The following is a 22,063-nucleotide window of genomic DNA, read 5'->3' as shown; positions in this document are numbered from 1 at the left end:
TCAGGCCCAAAAAGCCAAAATATCCCTTAAAAAACAATGCCGGTCACCTTAAGTGACCGGCATTAGCCTCTGGCCCTTTTTTAGTGAAGGCTCAGCCGGATTAATCAGGCATGTGCCACCGGCGTTGTCTGGTGGTCTGCTTTACGCAGTAACATGACCAGATAAACGAAAGATACGGCTGCTATCATGGTAAACAAAACATTGTCCGAGTAGTGTTCCATCAGTAATGAGGTCATTACCGGGCCCAGCAGACTGCCGATGGTATAACTTAGCAGCAGGGCCTGATTCATCGCGATCAGTTCATGATGTGCCACTTTTTCACAGGCCCATGACATGGCCACCGGGTAGAGCGTGAAACAGGAGCACCCCAGAATAAACAGCGCCGGCACCATTGCCATTTGAGATAACATGGCCAAAGCGCCCAGGATCACCATAAAGACCTGAATTCTCAATACCATCAGACGCCCGAAACGATCTGCCAGCCTGCCGATAGGCCACTGCCCGAGGATGGCGGCACTGACCAGCAATGCCATCCAGTAGCCCACATTCGAATCGCTCATGCCGCGATGGGAAAGGTATAGCGGCAATAAACCATACAGTGAACCCAGAACCACTCCGGAGAGGATGCAGCCATTGATCCCCAGCCGTGAAGAATGACGACCGAACATTTCCCGGACGTTGGGTGTTTCAGCCTCCGCCGCGATTTCCGGCGTTTTAATACGGGTAAACAGTAATGGCAGAAATGCCACGACAATCAGCATGACCAGCATAGGCAGTACATAACCCGCTTTATCGGAAACGAAGCTGACCAGTAACTGTCCCAGAACCGTAGCAATATAATAAACGATCATATACGCTGCCAGCAGACGTCCGCGGTTGCGCGGCGTACCTGAACACAGTAACGCGCTCTCGACAACAACCCAGATTAACGCACAACCGGTACCTGCCAGAAAACGCCACAGTGTCCAGCCCGCAAACCCACCAGCAATTAACAGAGCGCCTGTCGCCACTGCAAACACACCGGCGGCAAGGTAATAACTGCGGTTAAAACCAAGCCGGCGGATCACTTTACCGGCAATAATGGTCCCCAGTAAGTTACCCGAGAAATAAGCAGAACTCACGACGCCAACCTGCCAGGTCGCGAACTGGTCATGGGCCAGCCATAAAGGCACAAGTGTATTCAACACCGCAATCGCAATGGTTAATAACAGTAAACCACTCAGTAAAAGCAATACGGGACGGGACCATGCAGACATAGCCATAACCACAGAAGGAAATAATGTGGCGAATAATGGCACCAACAATTTTAAAGTCAATTAACAAAAATATGCAGAGCATTTTTTGCTTTCGCAGCGGGGAATTAATGAGAAAAACGGGAAGTGTCAGGCCTGTTGATTAACAGTTTTATTACTTCAGGAGATGCAGATAAGTAACAATATCGGGCAGGACATAAAAGCTCTGCCACAGATATCTCCTCTGATAGCGGCGGATTTTACTTATTATGTATCGTTTTGAACTGTATTTTTTAGTAACTCACCACCACACGATTAATACCGTCCCCGGTCGCCACATCCGGACGAACGGTGATCCTATAGGCAACGTGTCTGTTGCAATGTACGGAGATATCACCTGCTGAGGCCTCTAGTAGCATTGCGCAGCGATTAACCACCTGCAAATGTATTCCTAAAGAAGCCTCAACTATCTGACTCGTTGCCGGAAAAGCTACCATCAGACTCATTGCTGAAAAATTAGCTGAAAAAACTAAAGCTCTGATACTTCTGTGCGGGTATCGCATTTTCCACCCCCTCTTGCAATGAATGCAGCAGGCTAATGCTTTCCGCCCTGGTTAAATGTTTAAAATATAAAACTACTTTAGGTAATCTTTGCTACCTGTTGCCTTAGATATACAAGAGGGTGCGAATATTTACAAATGAAATAAATATTTTTTATGATTTAAGTCATTTTGGGGAAAAGAGTGTGATTTACAGAAAGGTAATGAACGAATACTAAGCAGAACGGAGAAGAGAGTGCCGACAGGAATATGGCCGGCTTGTCAACGTCCGATTCGGACAGCGCACAAGCCGGAAAGCAGATTAATAATTCAGTGTCACCGTCACCGTATCACTGTAGTCGCCAGGCGTAGGCCAGCTTTGGGAGGGAACGACGCCATAAACGGTCATACTTTGGCTTGAGCCGGTCGCAGAAGTGACTGTCTGAGTATTTGTATCATCCCATGGCTTACTGTGAGCGGCATCCTGATATAGCTGATAGGACACACACTGATTATCTGAGCTATTACACAGATAACGGGTCGATTGCTGACTATGCAACCCGCTACCCAGTCCTACCGAAAAGGCCGTATTCACAGGACAGGTCACCGTGACCGTCGATGTGGAGGTTGTCGATAAGGCTGATGAAGCCGCCGGACTTAACTCCCCGAAGTTCAGATCACTGACATTGTTGATCTGACAACCATTTTTCACCGCGGCATTAGCCCCCAGCTGTACCGTCCGCGTATTGGTCGATGCCATTGATGCACAGGAAGGCAACTGACTACTGCTGCTGGCATAACTGTACTTGATCACTGTCCAGAAGCCATAATTATAGTAATCAGAGGCGGTCAGTTTAGTTTGTCCGGAAACTATCTTCGACACTAAAGAGAAGTCCTTTTCCACCGAACCGCCCACCGGCACCACAAAGTCTCCCTGCGCATAGACAGTATTGTTTGCACTGAGTGCATCCGACGTATCCGTTGAAGAATAAACATTAAAATACAACGGATAACCACTCACACCGTTCGGATTCATTGCCAGAGGGGCGTTATCCTGTAAGGTCAGACAGGCCCTGATATACTCAGGGACTGAATCATAATTATTACAGGTAAAGGCCACCTGTCCTGAGGTAGATGCAGACTGTCCCGCCGTGACCGTACCAAAACTAAAGGTTATCCCCCCACCGTTCCAGCAATTCGGAGCGGCAGAGGCCCCCGATGAAAAACCGAAACCGATACCTGCGAGTATTAACCACAACATCGTTCTAATTATTGGCATATCGCCTCCATCTGCACCACACTTTTCCCTGCGGGCAACTCTGCTGGTAATTGTATCCGGCAATCTCCATGGGTACGGTGAACAATAACCTCACCCCTGGCCGGAGGATCTTCCAGATAGATATTGCCTTCATAACCCACCACCGTATGGGTCGTCCCTTTCACGGCAGTCAGCCCTTCTGCGTTTGTTACATCAACTGTTGCTGCAAAAGGTAACGCAGTCCCGTTTGCCTGTTTACCGGTAATCAATAAGGCATGAGTCCGGTAAATAGAGAATGCGGCGACCGCACCATCACCACTCTTCGGAATCACTTTCTGCTCGGTATACAACGCCCGGTAATCCATCGGCAGCGACAACACATCTATCGAAATATCATTACTGAAATAAGGATCCAGATCATTGAGAAATAATGTGCCGTTTTTATCCGTTTTACCTGCCGGTCGATGCTGCAGATACACCGGAATATCCGGAACCCCTGCGGTATCAACGATCGCAAAGGCATCTCCCAGCTCCCGGGTCGCATACATATGCCCCATAAACAGACCGACTGCGCCGGTCATTGATGCATAATAGTTACTCTGCTGATTATAGCGGTTATAACCGAGTTCCAGGTCGCTCCAGCGGGTCCGCTGGCGATAGTCTGCATGGGTATTCGGATTGTCTCCGCTTTGTACCGACACATCGCCTCCCCAGCCTGGTTTATTGGAGTCCAGCGTCCGTGACCAGGTTAGCTGGTTATAGGTCGACTGGCTTTCCTGTGACCGCTGAACCGACACATACTGATGGTCGCTCAGCGGGAACGACAGATTGATATACACCGTCTTATCGCGTGTATCCTCCATCGATTGCGTCAGGCTGGTCGCAATGTTGAAACGCTGGCCGAACGTCTTAAACCATGAAAATCCTGCATATTGCTGATGTGTTTCCGGATACTGGCGGTTAATCCAGCTCATGCCGACCGTACCCATATGCGTGAAAGACCAGCTGATAAAGGCATTATCGGAATGCGTGGCTAAGGTACCTTCAGTCAGCACTGACATATCACGATAGGCCATACTGCGTCGCGTTTGCGAAACGGAGGCGCTAAAGCGCTGATCTGACCACTGCCAGCCCATTCCCCATTGCTGACCGGCCTCTCCGTCATGACGGCTGACAGAGAAATCACTGTGGACAATCCCCAGCATCGGGGAGAGCAGATAATTAAATCCTAGTCCGCCATTCTGAAGAGGTTGTCCCTGCTCGGTATGCCCTTCCAGGGTTAGCCGATCCGCCAGACCATAACGCCAGTTTCCCGTCGCCATAAAGTCAGGATCGTAACTGAAGGAACGATAACTATAATTTTCACGTACCCAGCCGGTGTTAAGACTCCAGGTATCCAGACCTTTCGACAACAGTAAGTCAGACCCATAGAGGTTCAGATTGATGACACGTTGCTGACCATTAATATCGGTGATCACGACCTGCGCCGTGTTGCTGCCGGTAAAAAAGGGGGTCGTAGTCAGGGTAAACTGGCCCGGGTTCACATGCTCTGACGATTGTTTAATCCCCTGCACATAGAGATCGACGGTCGACGGTAATGCTGTCGTATCCGACAGCACATCCTGTGCTGAGGTATTAAAGTTCGGCTGTAAGCTATAGTTATGAGAGATGCTGAATCCGCCAAAACGGACGCTATTCGTCCATGCTTGCGAACCGGTATAACTATCGCCCAGGGTGATACTCAGCAGTTTATCCGGATTGTCATAACTCCAGCTGGTCATCAGACGCTGGGTGCTGTTATCCGTATTGCCACTCAGGTCTTCAAACCGGCTGTTAAAGGAGCTGCTGAAATTTCCCGGGCCAATACCAAAGGAACGTAACTGCGTATAAGCGGTAACATCCTGGCCTGATGCATCCTGACTGGCATAGAGATCATAGTTTAGTGCCATCCCTTTTACTGCCGGAGAGAACTGCTGACCTGAAAGCAAACCGGATTGCTGCTGGCTATTGAGTTTTTGGTCCCCGCCCAGCCAGTGTTTATCCGCTTTTATTTCCAGCACCTGGCCGAGGGCATCATAATGGATACCGAGTCCCGGCTGACTGCTCAGATCTAAACGATTATTTTTTAAAGGTAACTGCTGAGTATTAATATTTAGTTTTTTGGCATCTTCAGCGGCGATATAAAAGTTTTGACCCTGTTTTGAAATCTGAAACAGGCCAGGAACAGAGGCTCCGTTGACCGTAATATTCAGATATAACATTTCATCCGGAGCCGCAAAAACAGACGATGACAGAAATAGCGACGTATATAAAAAATAGTTACTGGAGTGTGATCGGGACTGTTTTTGTTGTCGAATCATCATTAGTGGTAAAAGTAATTGTTGAACCGGAGTACCTGCCTTTCGGCAAAGACCATGAACGGGCACTATGTGCTAAAACATACCCCATTAACCCCTGGTTAATCGTTACCTGATGCTCACCTGAAGATAAAATAACATTACTTAGTTTTAAATGTTCCGCCCCATTATTTACAATGCGCAGTTTTTCAGGAACAGAATGAGTATCCAGATAAAATTTGAAGTCACTCATATCAGGTGCACTCTGCGGCGTATTAATAAATACCGGAAGGGTGTAGCGTAACAGGAACCTGACAGCATGTTTACCGCTGTTATCTGTGGCTCCGGGCAATTCATCCACAACCAGTTTATAAGATTGTTCCGCCGGCCCCACGGGTACAGGAAGAATGACACGTAATAATTGCTGTTTTCCCGGCGGTATCGCCGTCATTGGCGGGCTGACGACCAGAGACTGTGTCTCTGTCAGCACGTCCGTATCATTCTGCTGCGTCCATTGATAGACACGAACCTGTGCGCTGATAGGATCAGTACCCATGTTGTTAACATAGATCGCTTTTACATTTTCTCCCGCTGAGAAATTAATATTCACGGGAAAAACCTGCAGGCTGGCGGCATATGAACCAGATATAAAGAAAGTCGTAACAAAAAGACTTAACACCGTAAAAAAACGCATCATATACCACACCAGCAAATAATATGAATTAGTAATCAACACTCAGCAACACGGTATCGGTATAATCACCTGCAGGTGCAACCTGTAATGCCGATGAACCTACCTTACCATAGATATTAATATTCTGCGCAACACCGGTACCTGTTCCGGTAGTACCGGTGGTAAAAGGTGTCGATGCGGCCTGATCGGCATAGAGACTATAGGCAATTTTGTCGCCGTTAGTGTCCGACATTTCATAATCATGTGAACTGTCAGAAGAAACTTTATAAGGTGTATTTTTAGTACAAACTACAGCAGCCGTCGTTTGCACCGATAAATCACCAGCGTTGCTGTATTGTTTACCAAAATTCATATCACTGGCAGTGATGCTACATGCTTTTAATACGGTCAGCGAAACATTCATATTGGCAGTTGCCTGCGCAGTATATGTCGCGGTAGTTGCAAAGCTTGCTGAAGTAAAAACTAAAGAAGAACTTAAAGAAATCAGTAACAGTGATTTTTTAAACATATTTTTCTCTTTTTTATTTTTCCGACATTTAATGTCAACCACAGTATTGCCAGCACATCTGAATAAACAGATTAGCAATTCAAATGATTAATGATGCGGCTGCATTATACTCGCCAATAATAAAAAACCAACGCAGATCACTGATCAAATATATCTATTGATAGACACTTCCTTTTAAGCTCCCTGCCAGGTGCCATTAATTGAAATTAATCACTACAAAAACAATAAAAACAAGCACAATAAACTACTGCCACAGACAAAAGAACATTAAAAACTGCTATCAGAGCGTGTTAATTAATAGGAAAAAACTATTGAACAGCACTTTTAGCCAGCTAATAAAACGTATAAACACGCATTTCACAGTTTAAAATATCGGCATAAATTACATATGGTAGTATTTAAGAACGATATATTTACGATAAATTTACGATAAACTTATTGCACTGATTAATCATTCATCAGAGTATCTTTTTATTCACTAAATAGCGCATAAAAAAAAATCCAGCTTGTTTTTTAGCCAGATAAAACACTACCTTTTTAACACGTCGTTTGTCACCTGCCGTTTTCATCAGGGCCCTATAGATTTGAGGGCTATTCTATATTTTTATGAGGATTACCTTAATTAAGAATTATTATTACCTCCCTATATGTTTAGGTGATTAACTATTTTTCTACTATAAAATACGTGCCTTCTTTTATGGCCTCTATAACATAGAAGGGTTCGGGTTCGGATGCTGAAAATACACACCTCCGGTAAGCTATATTTACTCCCCTTTCAGGGTAGAAACCCTAATTCCGTGGAGCCTGCAAAAATCCCGGCGCTTTCTTTTCCGGTACGGACCCTTTGCATTCTGCCTATGTCTGGTCTGCTCCTGTTCTTCACTGCTGGATTCCGGGGTGGTCATCTGACGGATAAAGGCACAGTTTGGGTCAGGCTTACACCGGGAAGCAAAGGTGTATTTCTGCCTGCACGGCAGATTTTTCCGGATTAGACACCCGGCGGTAGGGATATTCAGTGTCCGGTAGTGCGACTCACACGACGGTACAGAGATATTATTAACAGGAACACTGTTTTACAGATAAAAAAAACCTGCCGTTCTTACGAAGGGCAGGTTTTTTCAGGCAGGGTCTGTCAGCCAATATAATCCAGATTGTTCATATAAGGCTTCAGGACTTCCGGTACACGGATGCGACCATCGGCTTGCTGGTTGTTCTCCAGAACCGCTACCAGCGTACGTCCGACCGCCAGCCCTGACCCGTTCAGGGTATGCAGAAGCTTCGGTTTTTTCTCCGCTTTACTGCGGCAACGAGCCTGCATGCGACGGGCCTGGAAGTCAGCCATATTTGAGCAGGAAGAAATTTCGCGATAGGTGCCCTGTGCCGGTAACCAGACCTCAAGGTCATAGGTCTTAGTGGCGCCGAAGCCCATATCACCGGTACATAGCAGCATTTTACGGTAAGGGAGTTCCAGTAACTGCAGAACTTTTTCTGCATGTCCGGTCAGTTCTTCCAGTGCCTGCATCGACGTCTCCGGAGTCACCACCTGCACCATTTCGACTTTATCGAACTGATGCATACGGATTAACCCGCGGGTATCCCGGCCATATGAACCGGCTTCGGCACGGAAGCAAGGAGTATGTGCCGTCATTTTAAGCGGCAGACTCTCTTCTTCAAGAATTTCATCACGGACCAGATTCGTCAACGGAACTTCCGCCGTCGGGATCAACGCATAATTACTGCTGTCCGCTTCTTCTTCCAGCGGACGGGTATGGAACAGGTCATTACCAAATTTGGGTAACTGTCCGGTACCGTATAAGGAGTCCTGATTTACCAGATAAGGGACATACATCTCGGTGTAGCCATGCTCGCCCGTATGCAGGTCCAGCATAAATTGGGTCAGAGCACGATGCATACGGGCAATCTGCCCTCGCATCACCACAAAACGTGAGCCGGTCAGTTTAACTGCCGAAGCAAAATCCATCCCGCCGGAAAGTTCACCCAGATCCACATGATCACGAACCGTGAAATCAAACTGCTGAGGTTCACCCCAGCGACTGATCTCCAGATTATCGTTCTCATCTTTACCCTGAGGCACTTCATCTGCCGGCAGGTTAGGCAGCGTCAGCGCGAGATTACGGATGTCGGTCTGCAAAGAATCCAGCCCGGCTTTAGCCGCTTCCAGACGCTCTCCCAGTTCATTCACTTCCTTACGCAGTGGCTCGATATCTTCCCCACGCGCTTTAGCCTGACCGATGGATTTGGATCGTGAATTACGTTCCGCCTGGAGATTTTCGGTTTCTACCTGCAAAACTTTACGACGTTCTTCAAGAGAACGTAACGTTTCAACATCCAGAGTAAATCCCCGGCGTGCCAGTTTTTCTGCAACTGCGTCTGGCTCATTACGCAGCAGGTTGGGATCGAGCATGCTAATCCTGTGTATGAGTTAATGAAATGAAAAAATCGTTGGGAGGAATCCACTAAACGAAATAACGTTGCTACTCACCTTACCGTAATGTTTTTATCAGCGGTAGCGTTTTGTCGGGCTATTTTGATTCTGTTCAGTCAGCCATGCCAGCTTTTCTGCAATTTTCGTCTCCAGACCGCGTTCAACTGGTGAATAATAGCGCGAACCGGCCATTTCAGGCGGAAAATACTCCTCGCCAGCGGCATATCCGTTGGGTTCATCATGGGCATAACGGTAACCTTTCTTCAGCCCCATTTCTTTCATCAACCGGGTCGGCGCATTACGCAGGTGATCCGGAACATCATAATCAGGATTTTCTCTTGCAGACGCCATCGCTGCATTGAACGCCTGATAGACCGCATTACTTTTTGGTGCACAGGATAAATAAACTATCGCTTGGGCGATCGCCCTTTCCCCTTCGGCCGGCCCCACTCGGGTGTAACAATCCCAGCCGGCTAGCGCGACCTGCATGGCTCTGGGGTCAGCATTACCGATATCTTCTGACGCGATCGCCAGCAGACGACGGGCGACATACAAGGGATCACCGCCTGCGGTAATAATACGTGCATACCAGTAAAGGGCAGCATCCGGGGCAGAGCCGCGAACAGATTTATGCAACGCTGAGATAAGGTCATAAAACCGGTCACCTTTATTATCGAAGCGGGCGGTACGTTCGCCGGCGATTTCGGTTAATAATGCCGGGGTCAGTATACGCTTCCCTCCGGCATCAGGTTCCGCCATATCCGCCATCATCTCCAGCGTATTCAATGCACGACGGGCGTCCCCGTTCACTAACTCCGCGATCATTTTCCGGGTATCATCCGGTAATTGCAGATCCTGTCCGCCGAGGCCGCGTTCACTGTCAGACATTGCCTGTGCAAGCACTGCCTCAATATCAGTCACCGTCAGCGATTTCAGCAGATAGACCCTGGCCCGGGAAAGCAGTGCAGAGTTAAGTTCAAAAGAGGGATTTTCTGTCGTCGCGCCGATAAAGGTTATGGTGCCGTCTTCAATATGCGGCAGAAAAGCATCCTGCTGACTCTTATTAAAGCGGTGCACCTCATCCACAAAAAGAATGGTCCTGCGACCCGCCTGCCGGCTCTGACTTGCTCTGGCAATGGCTTCACGAATATCTTTAACCCCGGAGGTGACCGCAGATATACGTTCAACACCGGCATTCGCGTACCGGGCGATAATCTCTGCCAATGTCGTCTTACCGGTTCCCGGCGGCCCCCAGAGGATCATGGAATGTAAATGACCGGCTTCGATCGCTCTGGGCAGGGGTTTTCCGGGGGCCAGCAGATGCTGCTGCCCCCCATATTCAGCCAGGGTTCGTGGCCGCATACGTGCGGCCAGCGGCTGAAATTCGTTGACAGAAAAGTCCAGAGAAAGTGTATCCACATTCACCTCACTGACGCTGATCGTCCACCGTTACCCCTTGCGGAGGAGTAAATTTAAATTTATCCGGACTGATCGCCCCGTTTTGCTGGCTTTTCAGCTGATAACTGCTGCGTTGCCCGTCCTGTTCAACCGCACTGAACTGACGGATAGTGCCGCCCGGAGTGACATCTATCGTGAACTGCTTCAGATTACCGTCGCTGCTCTTCGGCGTCAGTTCGAAATTATCGCCCTGCTGTTTCACATTATAGCGTTTCCAGTCTGAGGGCTGGTTACGTGCAATCAGCATAAACGGTGTATTACTGGTGGCATTTTTCACCCAGGTCGCCGTTACCTGCTCAACAAAAGGATTATAAAACCATAACGTTTTGCCATCGGAAATAATGGTACTTTCATCCGGAGCGGTCATATGCCAGTTGAACAGGCTCGGACGCTGGACCCACAATTCACCTTCACCGTTCTGCACGTTGTTGCCTGAAGCATCCGTGACTTTCTGACTGAATTGCGCATGAAAACTACTTACCTTGTCCAGACGTGTCTGCAGACTGGCTGAATCGTCGGCCCGGACAGCGGCTGAAATCATAAGACTGATAACACCTGTAGCAATCAACAATTTTTTCATCTGTAATTATTCCTTAACTTTCATTCCGGCTGTGCACTGTTAACCGTAGTCTCTGCCGGTATATTCCGACAGGAGAAAAAACTGAATTCTGAGTATTACTATGGGGATACCGGGAGAGATAAACAATGGGCCAGAAAATTCTGGCCCATCAGGATAACAACCTGTTATCGGAACTTACATTTCGTGCGGAGGGGGTGACAGCACCTCCCGGTTACCATTATGTCCGGGCTCGGAAACTATTCCCTGCGCTTCCATCTGTTCGATAATCCTGGCCGCCCGGTTATAACCGATACGGAACTGTCGCTGAACACCGGAAATAGAAGCACGACGTTTTTCAACCACGAAACCAACGGCCTGGTCGAATAACGGGTCCAGTTCTTCACCATTACCATCAGCGCCACCGGTTCCGCTTTCACTCTCATCCCCGGCAGTAATGCTGTCGATATATTGAGGCCGGCCACGGGCTTTCCAGTCCTGGACCACGGCATGCACTTCCTGGTCACGGACAAAGGCTCCATGCACACGGACCGGCATCGAGGAGTTAGGTGGCATATACAGCATATCCCCCATTCCGAGTAATGACTCCGCCCCGGCCTGATCCAGAATGGTGCGGGAGTCAATTTTACTTGAAACGGTAAATGCAATACGCGTAGGAATATTCGCTTTGATAAGCCCGGTGATCACATCGACCGACGGTCGCTGCGTCGCCAGGACCAGGTGAATACCGGCGGCGCGGGCTTTCTGTGCCAGACGGGCAATCAGTTCCTCGACCTTTTTACCCACCGCCATCATCAGGTCCGCAAACTCATCCACCAGCACGACAATGTAAGGCAGCTTTTCGAGAACCGGCGGCGTAGTATCCATACTGTCACCCGGTTTCCAGAACGGATCCGGAATAGGCCGGCCCATAGCTTCAGCCTGTACAATCTTCTCGTTATAACCGGCAAGGTTACGTACGCCCAGTGCGGACATCAGCTTGTAGCGCCGTTCCATCTCTCCGACACTCCAGCGTAGCGCATTGGCGGCATCCTTCATGTCTGTCACAACTTCAGTCAGCAGATGCGGAATGCCTTCATAGACAGAGAGTTCCAGCATTTTCGGGTCGATCATAATGAAGCGCACTTCATCAGGCGTTGCCTTGTACAGCATACTGATGATCATGGCGTTCACACCGACAGATTTCCCTGAGCCAGTGGTCCCCGCGACCAGCAGGTGAGGCATCTTCGCCAGATCGGCAACCACCGGCTGACCGGCAATATCTTTCCCCAGCACAATCGCCAGCGGTGAAGGATTATCCCTGAACTTTGCGCAGTCCAGTACTTCACGCAAATAAACTGTCTGACGATGCTTATTCGGTAATTCCAGGCCGACATAGGGCTTGCCAGGGATAACCTCGACAATACGGACCGCAACAGCAGATAACGAACGGGCCAGGTCACGTGAGAGATTAGAAATCCTGGCGGCTTTCACGCCAGGAGCCAGATCCAGCTCGAAACGGGTGATCACCGGTCCCGGTGAAATACCGACAACTTCTGCTTTCACTCTGAAGTCATTCAGTCTTGCCTCGACCAGTTTACCCGTTTGTTCCAGAGCAAACATATCAACCGGTTCTTCTTCCGCCGGAGGTGGTGTCAGTAAATCCATGGTCGGAAGAGGTGTCGACGGTTTTTCCAATGGCTGTTCATGGCGAACCAGGAACGGATGGAACAGACTCTGCTGTTCCTGAGCAGCCGGCGGTTGAGAAGCGGCTTCCTGCGGGGCTGCGTATTGCGAATACCCTGGCTGAGCCGTTGTGCCTGACGTCTGCGGAGACTGCTCAGAGTTACCCTCTGCGGCAGAATACGGTGCCTGCTCCGGTGTGTGCGGGGCTGCGTATTGCGAATACCCTGGCTGAGCCGTTGTGCCTGACGTCTGCGGATACTGCGCAGAGTTACTCCCTGCGGCAGAATACGGTGCCTGCTCCGATGCCTGCGGGGCTGCGTAGGGTGAGTGCCCTGGCTGAGCTGTTGTGCCTGACGTCTGCGGAGACTGCGCAGAGTTACTCCCTGCGGCAGAATACGGTGCCTGCTCCGGCGGCTGCGGGGTCACTGTTTCCGCACCCGGTGCAATCGTAAACAGAGGCTCTGCCGGATTGTCATCCACCAGCTCTTCCATCGGTGAAAAATCAAACGCAGAAATAGCCTCTGAGGAGAGCGGCGCAGAGGCCACAACGTGGTCAGCACTAACCCGCGTAGCATCCTCAGCCGGCGTCTGATACCGCTGCTGCTGTTGCTCCGAGAATTGACGTGCCAGCAACGCCTGTTGCAGTTCATCTTCTTCGTCAGGTGTGGCAGTGACATGGTCCTCGCCATAGCGCGCCTTTTGCTGCCCGGTAAAAGCCTGGCGAAGCGCCGCCTGGTCGAATTCACTCTGTTCGGACGAAAGCTCGTCTGTCTCCGGTATCTGCGCATTCAGCTGACGCTGTAATTCCTCTTCACGTGCTTTTTCTTCTGCCATCCGTTGTGAAGGTAATTTAATGCCATAAGAGGCCATTTCGCGGCGGGTCGGCAAACGGACAGGATTCGGTCGTGGCAGTTCCGGCCCACCGACTCCGCGTTTTACCTGAGGGTTAGCACTTCGTTGCGCTGATTCTGTCACCGTCGCAGGGGGCTGTAATTTACCCATACTGGCGGCCACAGCAAATGGCGACTGCCCTGCCGGTTTCACTACAGTGGCAGCCACGGTCTGAGCATTGACTGCGGCAGGCGTCGCCGCCGCAACCGGTGCCTGAGGGGTAACTGCCGGCGGCCGCTGAGGATCAGGCCGGGTTGTCTGAACCTGTGGAGTAACCCCGGAGGCTTGGGGTGCCGCAGACGGAGAAGCTGCTGGTGTCGGCTGAGATGCCACCGTATCCGGCACATCGAAGCGGTAAAGTGGTGGCTCTGCGGCCTGCGTGGCTTTCACCTGAGCAGGTGCCCTGTAGGCATCGGCAGCGACGACAGGTTCAGGACTGTTTTCCGGCCTTGTGGATGACTCCGGTGCAGGTTGCCGCGCGGCAGGAGATTGGATGATCGGTCCAGCCCCGGCGACGGGTGCACTGAATAGCGGATCATTTTCTTCCTCCTCCGTCACTGGGGAGAAGGCAGAAGAGGTAAATAAGGGGTCATTGTCATCCGTTTCCGACGCAGAAACCGGCGTTGAAAACAGCGGATCATGTTCATCATCCTGTGACTGAGAGACTGTATTACCGTGCGCAGGCGATCCGGCGGCCGGAGAGGCTTTGGAGCGGAACAGAGGAGCGTCTTCAGTGACATCCTGCGCCGTCTCTTTACGGGACACCGGGGCAATCGCCTCGTCTTCGTCCTCGTCTTCATCGTGCCAGCGATCATCCCCCCGGGAGCGGTTGCTCGCGAAGGTCAGAACGGACATGATGACCCCGCCGATCTTCTCAGCAATCGTCAGCCATGACCACCCGGTATAGAGGGTGATCCCGGCGGCCCAGACAAACAGCAGGACCAGCGTTCCGGTCATCTGGTTAAGATACGGGGCCATTGCACTACTGACCAGGCTGCCAATCACGCCTCCGGACGCAAAGTACCAGATATCATCAGCATTGATTGCTGCCAGACCACAGGTGGTGACCACCAGGGCCAGCACACCTATCAGACGCAGGCCGATAGAGAAGCAGTCGATGAATTCTTTGCTGTTACGATGGCGGAAGGTAATCCAGCATAAGCCAATGATCACTACCGGAATGGCGTAGGCCATCACCCCGAAGATAAATAACAGGGTATCCGCCATCCAGGCCCCCGGCCGGCCACCCAGATTATGGATAGGCTCATGCCAGGCCGTTTGTGACCAGCTCGGGTCAGAGGGATTGAAACTGACCAGCGAGACCATCAAATACACGGCAAAAAGTGCCACCAGAATCAGTAATGCTTCCAGCAGCCGTCGTCCACTACTCAGTGGCGTTAAAGATACATCTTTATCTTCTGTATATTCCTGGCTCAAGAGAACTCTCCAGGTGCCTGTCAACTAAAGAGAGGAACAGCACCATCAGTCAGCACTGTTCCTGTATGAATTCACAGGAGTGTACCTAATTGCCACAGGTTTTGCACCTGCCTGATTTAGCGAGTTTTAATCACTAACCGGTTACTCTGTTTTACTTCTTCCATCACTACATAGGTGCGGGTATCGTTAACACCTGGCAGGCGTAACAAGGTTTCCCCCAGCAGCTTACGGTATGCGGACATATCCGGCACGCGCGTTTTCAGCAAATAGTCAAAATCGCCGGAAACCAGGTGACACTCCTGAGTTTCCTCAAGTTTCTGGACGGCGGTGTTAAATTGCTCGAACACATCAGGCGTGCCACGATTCAGAGTAATCTCAACAAAAACCAGCAGTGATGCGTCCAGATAGTGCGGATTAAGCAGTGCGGTATACCCCAGAATGAACCCCTGACGCTCCAGACGGCGGACACGCTCAAGGCAGGGCGTCGGAGACAACCCTACCCGTTTGGAGAGCTCGACATTAGAAATACGGCCATCTTTTTGCAATTCGTTGAGGATATTTCTGTCGATGCGGTCCAGATCTTTGCCAGGGCGTTTCTTATTATCTGTCATTATTATTTTCTCTCTTCATTTCCTTCCCAAGACTACCTGCCCTTCCACCTGTCACCGGCGAAGGGCCTGAGTTATATTGAAACAATGCCTGTATATTTGCTGTTTTCGGTACATTTCACTGTCTGTCCACGATGAAACAGCCCAAAAACAACTCAGGTTTATTTATCCTGCGCTCAGAAGCTGCGGCCTGCGCGGGTTCCTGTTCGCTGAACTTTATTTGTCTCACCTCATGTTTTCGCAAAACAACAGGCGATTGTCAAAGTAAAACATCCAATTTCAGTACAACATTCCGCCGTCTGCGGTGAATATAAATTTTCAGCCAGTAATTTCAGCCATTTCAACTCCCGTCACACGCCAGACTGATCCCTTTGGGTGACCTTTACAGAGAGTGATTAGTTTCGACGTTCACATTAATCGCTAATCTCAGCGACCGGACTCTTTTTTTCGTCGCCGCGTTTGCCTACAATCAGCAGATATTTGTCAGCGGTTTGTTTTATTGAGGAAAAAAGCATGGCCAAACACAGTAAACTTCTGATCCTGGGTTCCGGCCCTGCCGGTTACACCGCAGCTGTCTATGCTGCGCGTGCAAACCTTAATCCGGTACTGATTACCGGGGTAGAAAAAGGCGGGCAACTGACCACCACGACAGAGGTAGAAAACTGGCCGGGTGATCCTGAGGGGCTGACCGGGCCCGGACTCATGGAGCGTATGCATGAACATGCGGTAAAATTTAATACCGAAATCGTTCACGACCATATCCACACCGTCGACCTGAAACAACGCCCGTTCCGTCTTGTCGGGGACAGTGGTGAATACACCGCGGATGCGCTGATTATCGCCACCGGCGCATCGGCACGTTATATTGGCTTACCTTCGGAAGAAGCGTTTAAAGGCAAAGGTGTCTCCGCCTGTGCGACCTGCGACGGTTTCTTTTATCGTAAGCAAAAAGTAGCTGTAGTCGGTGGCGGGAACACGGCCGTCGAAGAGGCCCTCTACCTGGCGAATATCGCCTCTGAGGTTCATCTTATCCATCGTCGTGACACCTTCCGTGCCGAAAAAATCCTTATTGACCGGCTGATGGAAAAAGTCGCCAGCGGCAATATCGTTCTGCACACTAATCGTACCCTGGAAGAAGTTACCGGGGATGAGATGGGAGTGACCGGAGCACGTCTGCGTCCGACAGGGGATAATGCTGAAGCTGAGCAGATCGACGTGGCCGGGGTATTTATTGCCATCGGGCATAGCCCGAACACCGCTATTTTTGCTGACCAGCTTGAACTGAACAACGGTTATATCGTGGTACAGTCCGGTCTGCAGGGCAATGCAACTCAGACCAGTATCCCGGGAGTCTTTGCCGCCGGTGATGTGATGGACCATACCTACCGTCAGGCAATCACCTCTGCAGGTACCGGTTGTATGGCAGCGCTGGATGCAGAACGTTATTTAGACGGTCTCGGCACAGACGCCTAGTTCTTCCCTGAACACTGAATGATTTCCTAAGGCGACAGCGAAACTGTCGCCTTTTTACTGTTCCGCATGCTAAAGTACCTGCACTTTTATAAGGGGTATTACTTTACACCTCTGGTGTCTGACATTCACTTTGCAGAATTCCATGAATAAATCCCGTCAACAGTATTTAGTACGCTGGCTGAAAGAACAGCGCCATTACGGACGCCGCTGGTTACGCCTTTCGGTTATTACCGGTGTCTTCAGTGCACTCCTGATTATCACGCAGGCCGGGATCATCGCCCGCATATTGCAGAATTTTATTATCAGTCATCACCCTGCCAGTGATACGCCAGGCTTGCTGGTTGCGCTGGCGGCCTGCTTTGCCGGGCGAAGCCTGTTGCATTACCTGCGGGAAATGGCGGGTTTCCGTGCCGGAAGCGTCATCCGCGAGGCTATCCGCCAGCAGATTATTTTACGTCTGGAGGCCCGGGGCCCTGCCGGAACGACGAGCCGGGCCGTCGGTAGCTGGACCACCCTGTTGCAGGAACAAATTGATAATATGCAGGATTACTATGCACGTTATCTGCCACAGATGAGCCTGGCAACATTGATCCCCGTGCTGATCCTGATCACGCTGTTACCCCTTAACTGGGCTGCGGCGTTGATCCTGTTCTGTACCGCGCCACTGATCCCGTTATTTATGGCCATGGTCGGTATGGGGGCGGCAGAAGCCAACCGCAGAAACTTCCAGGCCCTCGCCCGTCTCAGCGGAGACTTCCTTGACCGCCTGCGCGGGCTGGAAACACTCCGCCTGTTTCACCGGGGTCGGGCAGAACAGGCGGCTATCGCCGACAGTACAGGGCAATTTCGTCTGCGTACCATGGAAGTCCTGCGGCTGGCATTTCTGTCTTCGGCAGTACTGGAGTTTTTCGCGGCCATTTCCATCGCCGTGGTGGCTGTCTATTTCGGCTTCTCCTATCTGGGGGTACTGCATTTTGGTGATTATCACCGTGGCGTCACCTTGTTTGCCGGTTTCCTGGCATTGATCCTGGCGCCGGAGTTCTTCCAGCCTTTGCGGGATTTGGGGAATTTTTACCATGCCAAAGCTCAGGCTATCGGCGCTGCCGAACAGCTGGAGGCCTTCCTCAGTGACACTGAAGCGGCCAGCCAGAGCACCGGAACACTGACCCCGGACAGGTCCGGGCCCTGTACCCTGGTCGCACGTGATCTGATTGCTATGACAGCTACAGGAGAACCGTTAACCGGGCCGCTCAATTTTATTCTGCCGGCAGGCAAGCGCGTTGTGCTGGCCGGGGTGAGTGGTGCCGGTAAAACATCGCTGATCAATGTCATACTGGGCTTTCTTCCTTACCAGGGGTCTCTCACTGTCGACGGCACAGAATTACGGGATATTCGCCCGGATCACTGGCAGCAACAACTGGCCTGGGTCGGGCAGAACCCGCGGCTGCCGGCAGAGACCCTGCGCGATAACATCACCCTGGATCGCCCCTGTGACAGGCAGCAGTTTCAACGGGTGCTGGAATGCAGTGGAATCAATGAATTTATCGCCGACCTGCCTGAGGGGATTGATACTCCTGCCGGCGATGATGCCGTCCGGTTATCAGTCGGCCAGGCCCAGCGTGTTGCGGTTGCCAGGGCCCTGTTACTGCCTTCAGCACTGCTGCTGCTGGATGAACCAACCGCCAGTCTGGACAGACAAAGCGAGCAACATGTGATGCATGCACTCACGGAAGCCTCCTTACAGCAGACGACACTGATGATCACTCACCAGCCCGAAGGAGTACAGGACTGGGACGAGATCTGGATGATGGCGGGCGGAAAAATTATTCAGAAAGGCGGCTGGCAGGCGCTCGCCGTGACACCGGGGCCGTTCCGGGACATGTTAGCTCAGCGTCACGGGGAGATAACGCTATGAAAACTTTACTGCCGTTTTTACGCCTCTGGAAACGCCATGGCTTTTTGCTCGGGCTGGGTCTGGTGCTGGCTCTGCTGACATTACTGGCAAGTATCAGTTTACTGACGCTGTCCGGCTGGTTCCTGGCCGCTTCGGCGGTCGCCGGGACGGCCGGACTATACAGTTTTAACTATATGTTGCCCGCGGCCGGTGTCAGGGGAGCTGCCATTATCCGCACCGTGGCACGCTACTTCGAGCGACTGGTCAGTCACGACGGCACATTCCGCGTACTGCAGCATCTTCGCGTTTACACGTTCAGTAAGCTGTTCCCACTCTCCCCTGCCGGGCTGTTACCGTTTAATCAGGGCGATTTACTGAACCGCTTTGTTGCAGACGTTGACCACCTGGACCATCTCTATCTGCGGGTGCTATCCCCCCTCGCCGGGGCGTTATGTGTCATTATCGTGGTTACCTTCGGACTGAGTTTCCTGAACCTGCCGCTGGCACTGGTCGCGGGCCTGGTGATGCTGCTGACGTTATTATTACTCCCTCCCCTCTTTTACCACCTGGGTAAAGGTTCCGGTGAGGCAATGGCGCTGACACAGGCCAGTTACCGCCGGCAACTGACCCGCTGGCTAAGCAGTATGGCGGAACTGAAGATTTATCAGCACACTCAACGCTGGCAACAACAACTGACGGCCACCGGACAGTCTATTTATCAGGCCGAACGGCAACAGCAGTCGCTTAACGCCGCATCGCAGAGCCTGTTGATGTTCATTACCGGGCTGACTGTCTGCCTGATACTGGGACTGGGTTCCCTGCTGCTCAACTCCGCGTCTGCCGACCCCACCTGGCTGGCACTGTTCACTTTTTGCATCCTGGCGGCGTTTGAGTCCCTGGGGCCGGTGGCTGCCGCTTTCCTGCATATCTCGAAGGTGATGGTTGCAGCTTCACGCTTAAGTGAAATTTTAGGACAGACTCCCCCGGTACAGTTTCCGCAGAAAATAGTGGCAGATAATCATCCCGGGATTGCCGTACGGATCACCGGTCTGGGATTCAGCTATCCCGGACAACCCCGGTCGGTGATTAACGGACTGAACCTGTCCGTGGCTCAGGGTGAAAAAATTGCGCTGCTCGGTTTTACCGGCTGCGGTAAGTCAACACTCCTGCAACTACTAACCCGTGCGGCTGACCCCGCACAGGGCGAAATTTTCTTCAACCAGTCCCCTCTGCCACAGTGGGATGAAGCATCGCTTCGTCGCAGGACCAGCGTAGTGACCCAGCGTGTCTCCGTATTTAACCAGACCCTGCGTGACAACCTCAGACTGGCTGCCCCTGACAGTAGCGATGCAGCGCTGGTCGACGTATTGCAACAGACCGGTCTTGAGAAGTTGCTGGAAAATGACGGGCTTAATCGCTGGTTAGGCGAAGGCGGCCGGACACTCTCCGGAGGGGAATTACGCCGTTTAGCCATCGCCCGGGCACTGCTCCATCGGGGAGACCTCTGGTTACTGGATGAACCCACCGAAGGGCTGGATGCCACCACCGAACAGCATATTCTGGCGCTTCTGGCGCGGGTCACCCGGGATAAAACCGTCATTATGGTGACACATCGTCTGACCGGCCTGGCGGCCATGGATCGTGTTTGTGTAATGGAGAACGGCCACATTATAGAACAGGGTGACACGGCCACGCTGCTCCGTGCGCGTGGTCGCTACTGGCAGTTTACTCAGCGTCTGAATCAGAGTGAGGTCATCGCGGATGCCATTGATCCTGCCACAGTTACCGGCTGATACACTGAGCTTTCCCCCGCCATCCCGGGCGCTGACAGAACCTGACGGTCTGCTGGCGTTTGGCGGAGACCTTAGCTGGCCACGGATGCGGGAAGCCTACCGGCAGGGTATCTTTCCCTGGTTCTCGGAACAGGACCCGTTGTTATGGTGGTCACCGAATCCGCGGGCGGTACTTTACCCTGAGGCATTTCATCTCAGCCGCAGTATGGCCCGCTTTCATCGTCACTCACCTTATAAGGTCACCGTGGATCGGGACTTCGGTGGGGTGATCCGCGGTTGTGCTGCCGACAGAACAGACGGTACCTGGATCACTGAGCAGGTGATCGAGGCGTGGCTGGCTTTATCGCAGAGAGGCGATGCACACTCGGTCGAGGTCTGGCAGGACGGGCATCTGATCGGCGGATTATATGGGATGGCCGTCGGCCAGCTCTTCTGCGCCGAGTCGATGTTCAGCACCCGGCCGAATGCTTCAAAGACTGCGCTGATGCTGTTTTGCCGGCACTTCAGCGTCCATGGCGGACAGTTAATTGATTGCCAGATACTGAACCCGCATACTGCCTCCTTAGGAGCGACAGAGATCCCGCGCGAGGCCTATCTGCAACAGGTTGCCTTACTCCGGACGCGCCCGCTGTCGGACGGCTGCTGGCAAACGGCTGAGCTGGGATAAGCAGGCTTTTAATGTTTTACAGACATTTCACCCGGAAAGTGTTAGACTCCGTGTGCTTGTTATGTCGTTCGCGCTTCAGAAGGTGTTTTCCGATGCGCCCTGATGGAGATTCTGCTGGTACACTGATGAACATCAAGGAAGGTTTTCCCCCGACTTGCTATTCAGATGCACGATTCTGCAAATATCCCCGATTAACGTCAGAACACCCGAATTTATTTGCACTGCGCATGTTTTTACATGCCGCATAGCGGAGTGTTGGTATTTACACCAACAATTCTTTACATAGATACCAGAATTGGGCATTATCTTGCCGATTCAAATTTAGCTAGTCCATTCAGAGGATTCGATGGCCAAAGAAGACAATATTGAAATGCAGGGTACCGTACTGGATACGTTACCTAACACCATGTTCCGCGTTGAGCTCGAAAACGGGCACGTGGTTACCGCTCATATCTCCGGTAAAATGCGTAAAAACTACATCCGCATCCTGACCGGTGATAAAGTCACCGTTGAGCTGACTCCTTATGATTTGAGCAAAGGCCGCATTGTCTTCCGTAGTCGCTAAGAGTCAGTAACCTGTTTTTATT

At 51.4% G+C, this 22,063-nt stretch carries 15 protein-coding genes; 5 read left to right on the top strand and 10 right to left on the bottom strand.

Translation table 11 applies throughout. The features are described 5' to 3' along the window. Positions 1-104: 104 nt before the first annotated feature. The 10 genes from ABD035_RS13225 to lrp form a co-directional block, all read right to left on the bottom strand. Positions 105-1,256, bottom strand: a complete 1,152-nt coding sequence (locus ABD035_RS13225; RefSeq protein WP_212713854.1) for an MFS transporter — start codon at positions 1,254-1,256, stop codon at positions 105-107. Positions 1,257-2,093: 837 nt separating this feature from the next. Further along, positions 2,094-3,050: a Csu type fimbrial protein gene (locus tag ABD035_RS13220; protein WP_343870687.1), complete on the bottom strand. Its 957-nt coding sequence runs from the start codon at positions 3,048-3,050 to the stop codon at positions 2,094-2,096. Further along, the gene (locus ABD035_RS13215; RefSeq protein WP_343870686.1) at positions 3,041-5,290 is read right to left on the bottom strand and encodes a fimbria/pilus outer membrane usher protein; all 2,250 of its coding nucleotides are present in this window, start codon (positions 5,288-5,290) and stop codon (positions 3,041-3,043) included. The genes ABD035_RS13220 and ABD035_RS13215 overlap by 10 nt, the downstream gene beginning before the upstream one ends. A gap of 58 nt (positions 5,291-5,348) precedes the next feature. Continuing rightward, positions 5,349-6,062 carry a fimbrial biogenesis chaperone gene (locus tag ABD035_RS13210; protein ID WP_343870685.1) on the bottom strand — a complete coding sequence of 238 codons (714 nt, stop codon included), beginning with the start codon at positions 6,060-6,062 and terminating at the stop codon, positions 5,349-5,351. Positions 6,063-6,087: 25 nt separating this feature from the next. Continuing rightward, positions 6,088-6,609 (bottom strand): Csu type fimbrial protein, encoded by a 522-nt coding sequence (locus tag ABD035_RS13205; protein ID WP_343870684.1) that lies wholly within the window; start codon positions 6,607-6,609, stop codon positions 6,088-6,090. Positions 6,610-7,699: 1,090 nt separating this feature from the next. Then, on the bottom strand, positions 7,700-8,992 hold the full coding sequence (gene serS / locus ABD035_RS13200) for a serine--tRNA ligase (RefSeq protein ID WP_212713859.1): 1,293 nt from the start codon (positions 8,990-8,992) through the stop codon (positions 7,700-7,702). A gap of 96 nt (positions 8,993-9,088) precedes the next feature. Continuing rightward, positions 9,089-10,432, bottom strand: coding sequence for a replication-associated recombination protein A (locus ABD035_RS13195; RefSeq protein WP_343870682.1), 1,344 nt, complete (start codon positions 10,430-10,432; stop codon positions 9,089-9,091). Positions 10,433-10,439: 7 nt separating this feature from the next. After that, the gene (lolA, locus tag ABD035_RS13190; protein WP_212713861.1) at positions 10,440-11,051 is read right to left on the bottom strand and encodes an outer membrane lipoprotein periplasmic chaperone LolA; all 612 of its coding nucleotides are present in this window, start codon (positions 11,049-11,051) and stop codon (positions 10,440-10,442) included. Positions 11,052-11,225: 174 nt separating this feature from the next. Continuing rightward, positions 11,226-15,041, bottom strand: coding sequence for a DNA translocase FtsK 4TM domain-containing protein (locus tag ABD035_RS13185; RefSeq protein ID WP_343870681.1), 3,816 nt, complete (start codon positions 15,039-15,041; stop codon positions 11,226-11,228). Positions 15,042-15,157: 116 nt separating this feature from the next. Then, positions 15,158-15,652, bottom strand: coding sequence for a leucine-responsive transcriptional regulator Lrp (gene lrp, locus ABD035_RS13180; RefSeq protein WP_025902866.1), 495 nt, complete (start codon positions 15,650-15,652; stop codon positions 15,158-15,160). Between the two features lie 510 nt (positions 15,653-16,162). Here lrp and trxB point away from each other — a divergent pair. The 5 genes from trxB to infA all read left to right on the top strand — a co-directional run bounded on the left by trxB (position 16,163) and on the right by infA (position 22,041). Further along, positions 16,163-17,122, top strand: a complete 960-nt coding sequence (gene trxB / locus ABD035_RS13175; protein ID WP_343870680.1) for a thioredoxin-disulfide reductase — start codon at positions 16,163-16,165, stop codon at positions 17,120-17,122. 142 nt (positions 17,123-17,264) lie between these two features. Then, positions 17,265-19,037: a heme ABC transporter permease/ATP-binding protein CydD gene (gene cydD / locus ABD035_RS13170; protein WP_343870679.1), complete on the top strand. Its 1,773-nt coding sequence runs from the start codon at positions 17,265-17,267 to the stop codon at positions 19,035-19,037. After that, positions 19,034-20,809: a heme ABC transporter ATP-binding protein/permease CydC gene (gene cydC, locus ABD035_RS13165; RefSeq protein WP_343870678.1), complete on the top strand. Its 1,776-nt coding sequence runs from the start codon at positions 19,034-19,036 to the stop codon at positions 20,807-20,809. Before cydD ends, cydC begins: the two co-directional genes overlap by 4 nt. Beyond that, positions 20,778-21,476, top strand: a complete 699-nt coding sequence (gene aat, locus ABD035_RS13160; protein WP_425579725.1) for a leucyl/phenylalanyl-tRNA--protein transferase — start codon at positions 20,778-20,780, stop codon at positions 21,474-21,476. Before cydC ends, aat begins: the two co-directional genes overlap by 32 nt. Positions 21,477-21,822: 346 nt before the next feature. Next, entirely contained in the window at positions 21,823-22,041 is a 219-nt protein-coding gene (gene infA / locus ABD035_RS13155) for a translation initiation factor IF-1 (RefSeq protein WP_002211347.1), read from the top strand. The last annotated feature ends 22 nt before the right edge of the window (positions 22,042-22,063 follow it).

Origin of the sequence: Tatumella terrea (assembly GCF_039523755.1) — a bacterium.
Taxonomy (GTDB): domain Bacteria; phylum Pseudomonadota; class Gammaproteobacteria; order Enterobacterales; family Enterobacteriaceae; genus Tatumella; species Tatumella terrea.
The sequence above is the reverse complement of the archived record's forward strand: the minus strand, read 5'-3'. Positions and strand labels throughout refer to the sequence as shown.

What these genes read in the sequence shown, in the direction of transcription:
- ABD035_RS13225 (WP_212713854.1), bottom strand. Translation starts at nt 1,256, where the DNA reads ATGTCTGCATGGTCCCGTCCCGTATTGCTTTTACTGAGTGGTTTACTG.
- ABD035_RS13220 (WP_343870687.1), bottom strand. Translation starts at nt 3,050, where the DNA reads ATGCCAATAATTAGAACGATGTTGTGGTTAATACTCGCAGGTATCGGT.
- ABD035_RS13215 (WP_343870686.1), bottom strand. Translation starts at nt 5,290, where the DNA reads ATGTTATATCTGAATATTACGGTCAACGGAGCCTCTGTTCCTGGCCTG.
- ABD035_RS13210 (WP_343870685.1), bottom strand. Translation starts at nt 6,062, where the DNA reads ATGATGCGTTTTTTTACGGTGTTAAGTCTTTTTGTTACGACTTTCTTT.
- serS (WP_212713859.1), bottom strand. Translation starts at nt 8,992, where the DNA reads ATGCTCGATCCCAACCTGCTGCGTAATGAGCCAGACGCAGTTGCAGAA.
- lolA (WP_212713861.1), bottom strand. Translation starts at nt 11,051, where the DNA reads ATGAAAAAATTGTTGATTGCTACAGGTGTTATCAGTCTTATGATTTCA.
- lrp (WP_025902866.1), bottom strand. Translation starts at nt 15,652, where the DNA reads ATGACAGATAATAAGAAACGCCCTGGCAAAGATCTGGACCGCATCGAC.
- trxB (WP_343870680.1), top strand. Translation starts at nt 16,163, where the DNA reads ATGGCCAAACACAGTAAACTTCTGATCCTGGGTTCCGGCCCTGCCGGT.
- cydD (WP_343870679.1), top strand. Translation starts at nt 17,265, where the DNA reads ATGAATAAATCCCGTCAACAGTATTTAGTACGCTGGCTGAAAGAACAG.
- cydC (WP_343870678.1), top strand. Translation starts at nt 19,034, where the DNA reads ATGAAAACTTTACTGCCGTTTTTACGCCTCTGGAAACGCCATGGCTTT.
- aat (WP_425579725.1), top strand. Translation starts at nt 20,778, where the DNA reads ATGCCATTGATCCTGCCACAGTTACCGGCTGATACACTGAGCTTTCCC.
- infA (WP_002211347.1), top strand. Translation starts at nt 21,823, where the DNA reads ATGGCCAAAGAAGACAATATTGAAATGCAGGGTACCGTACTGGATACG.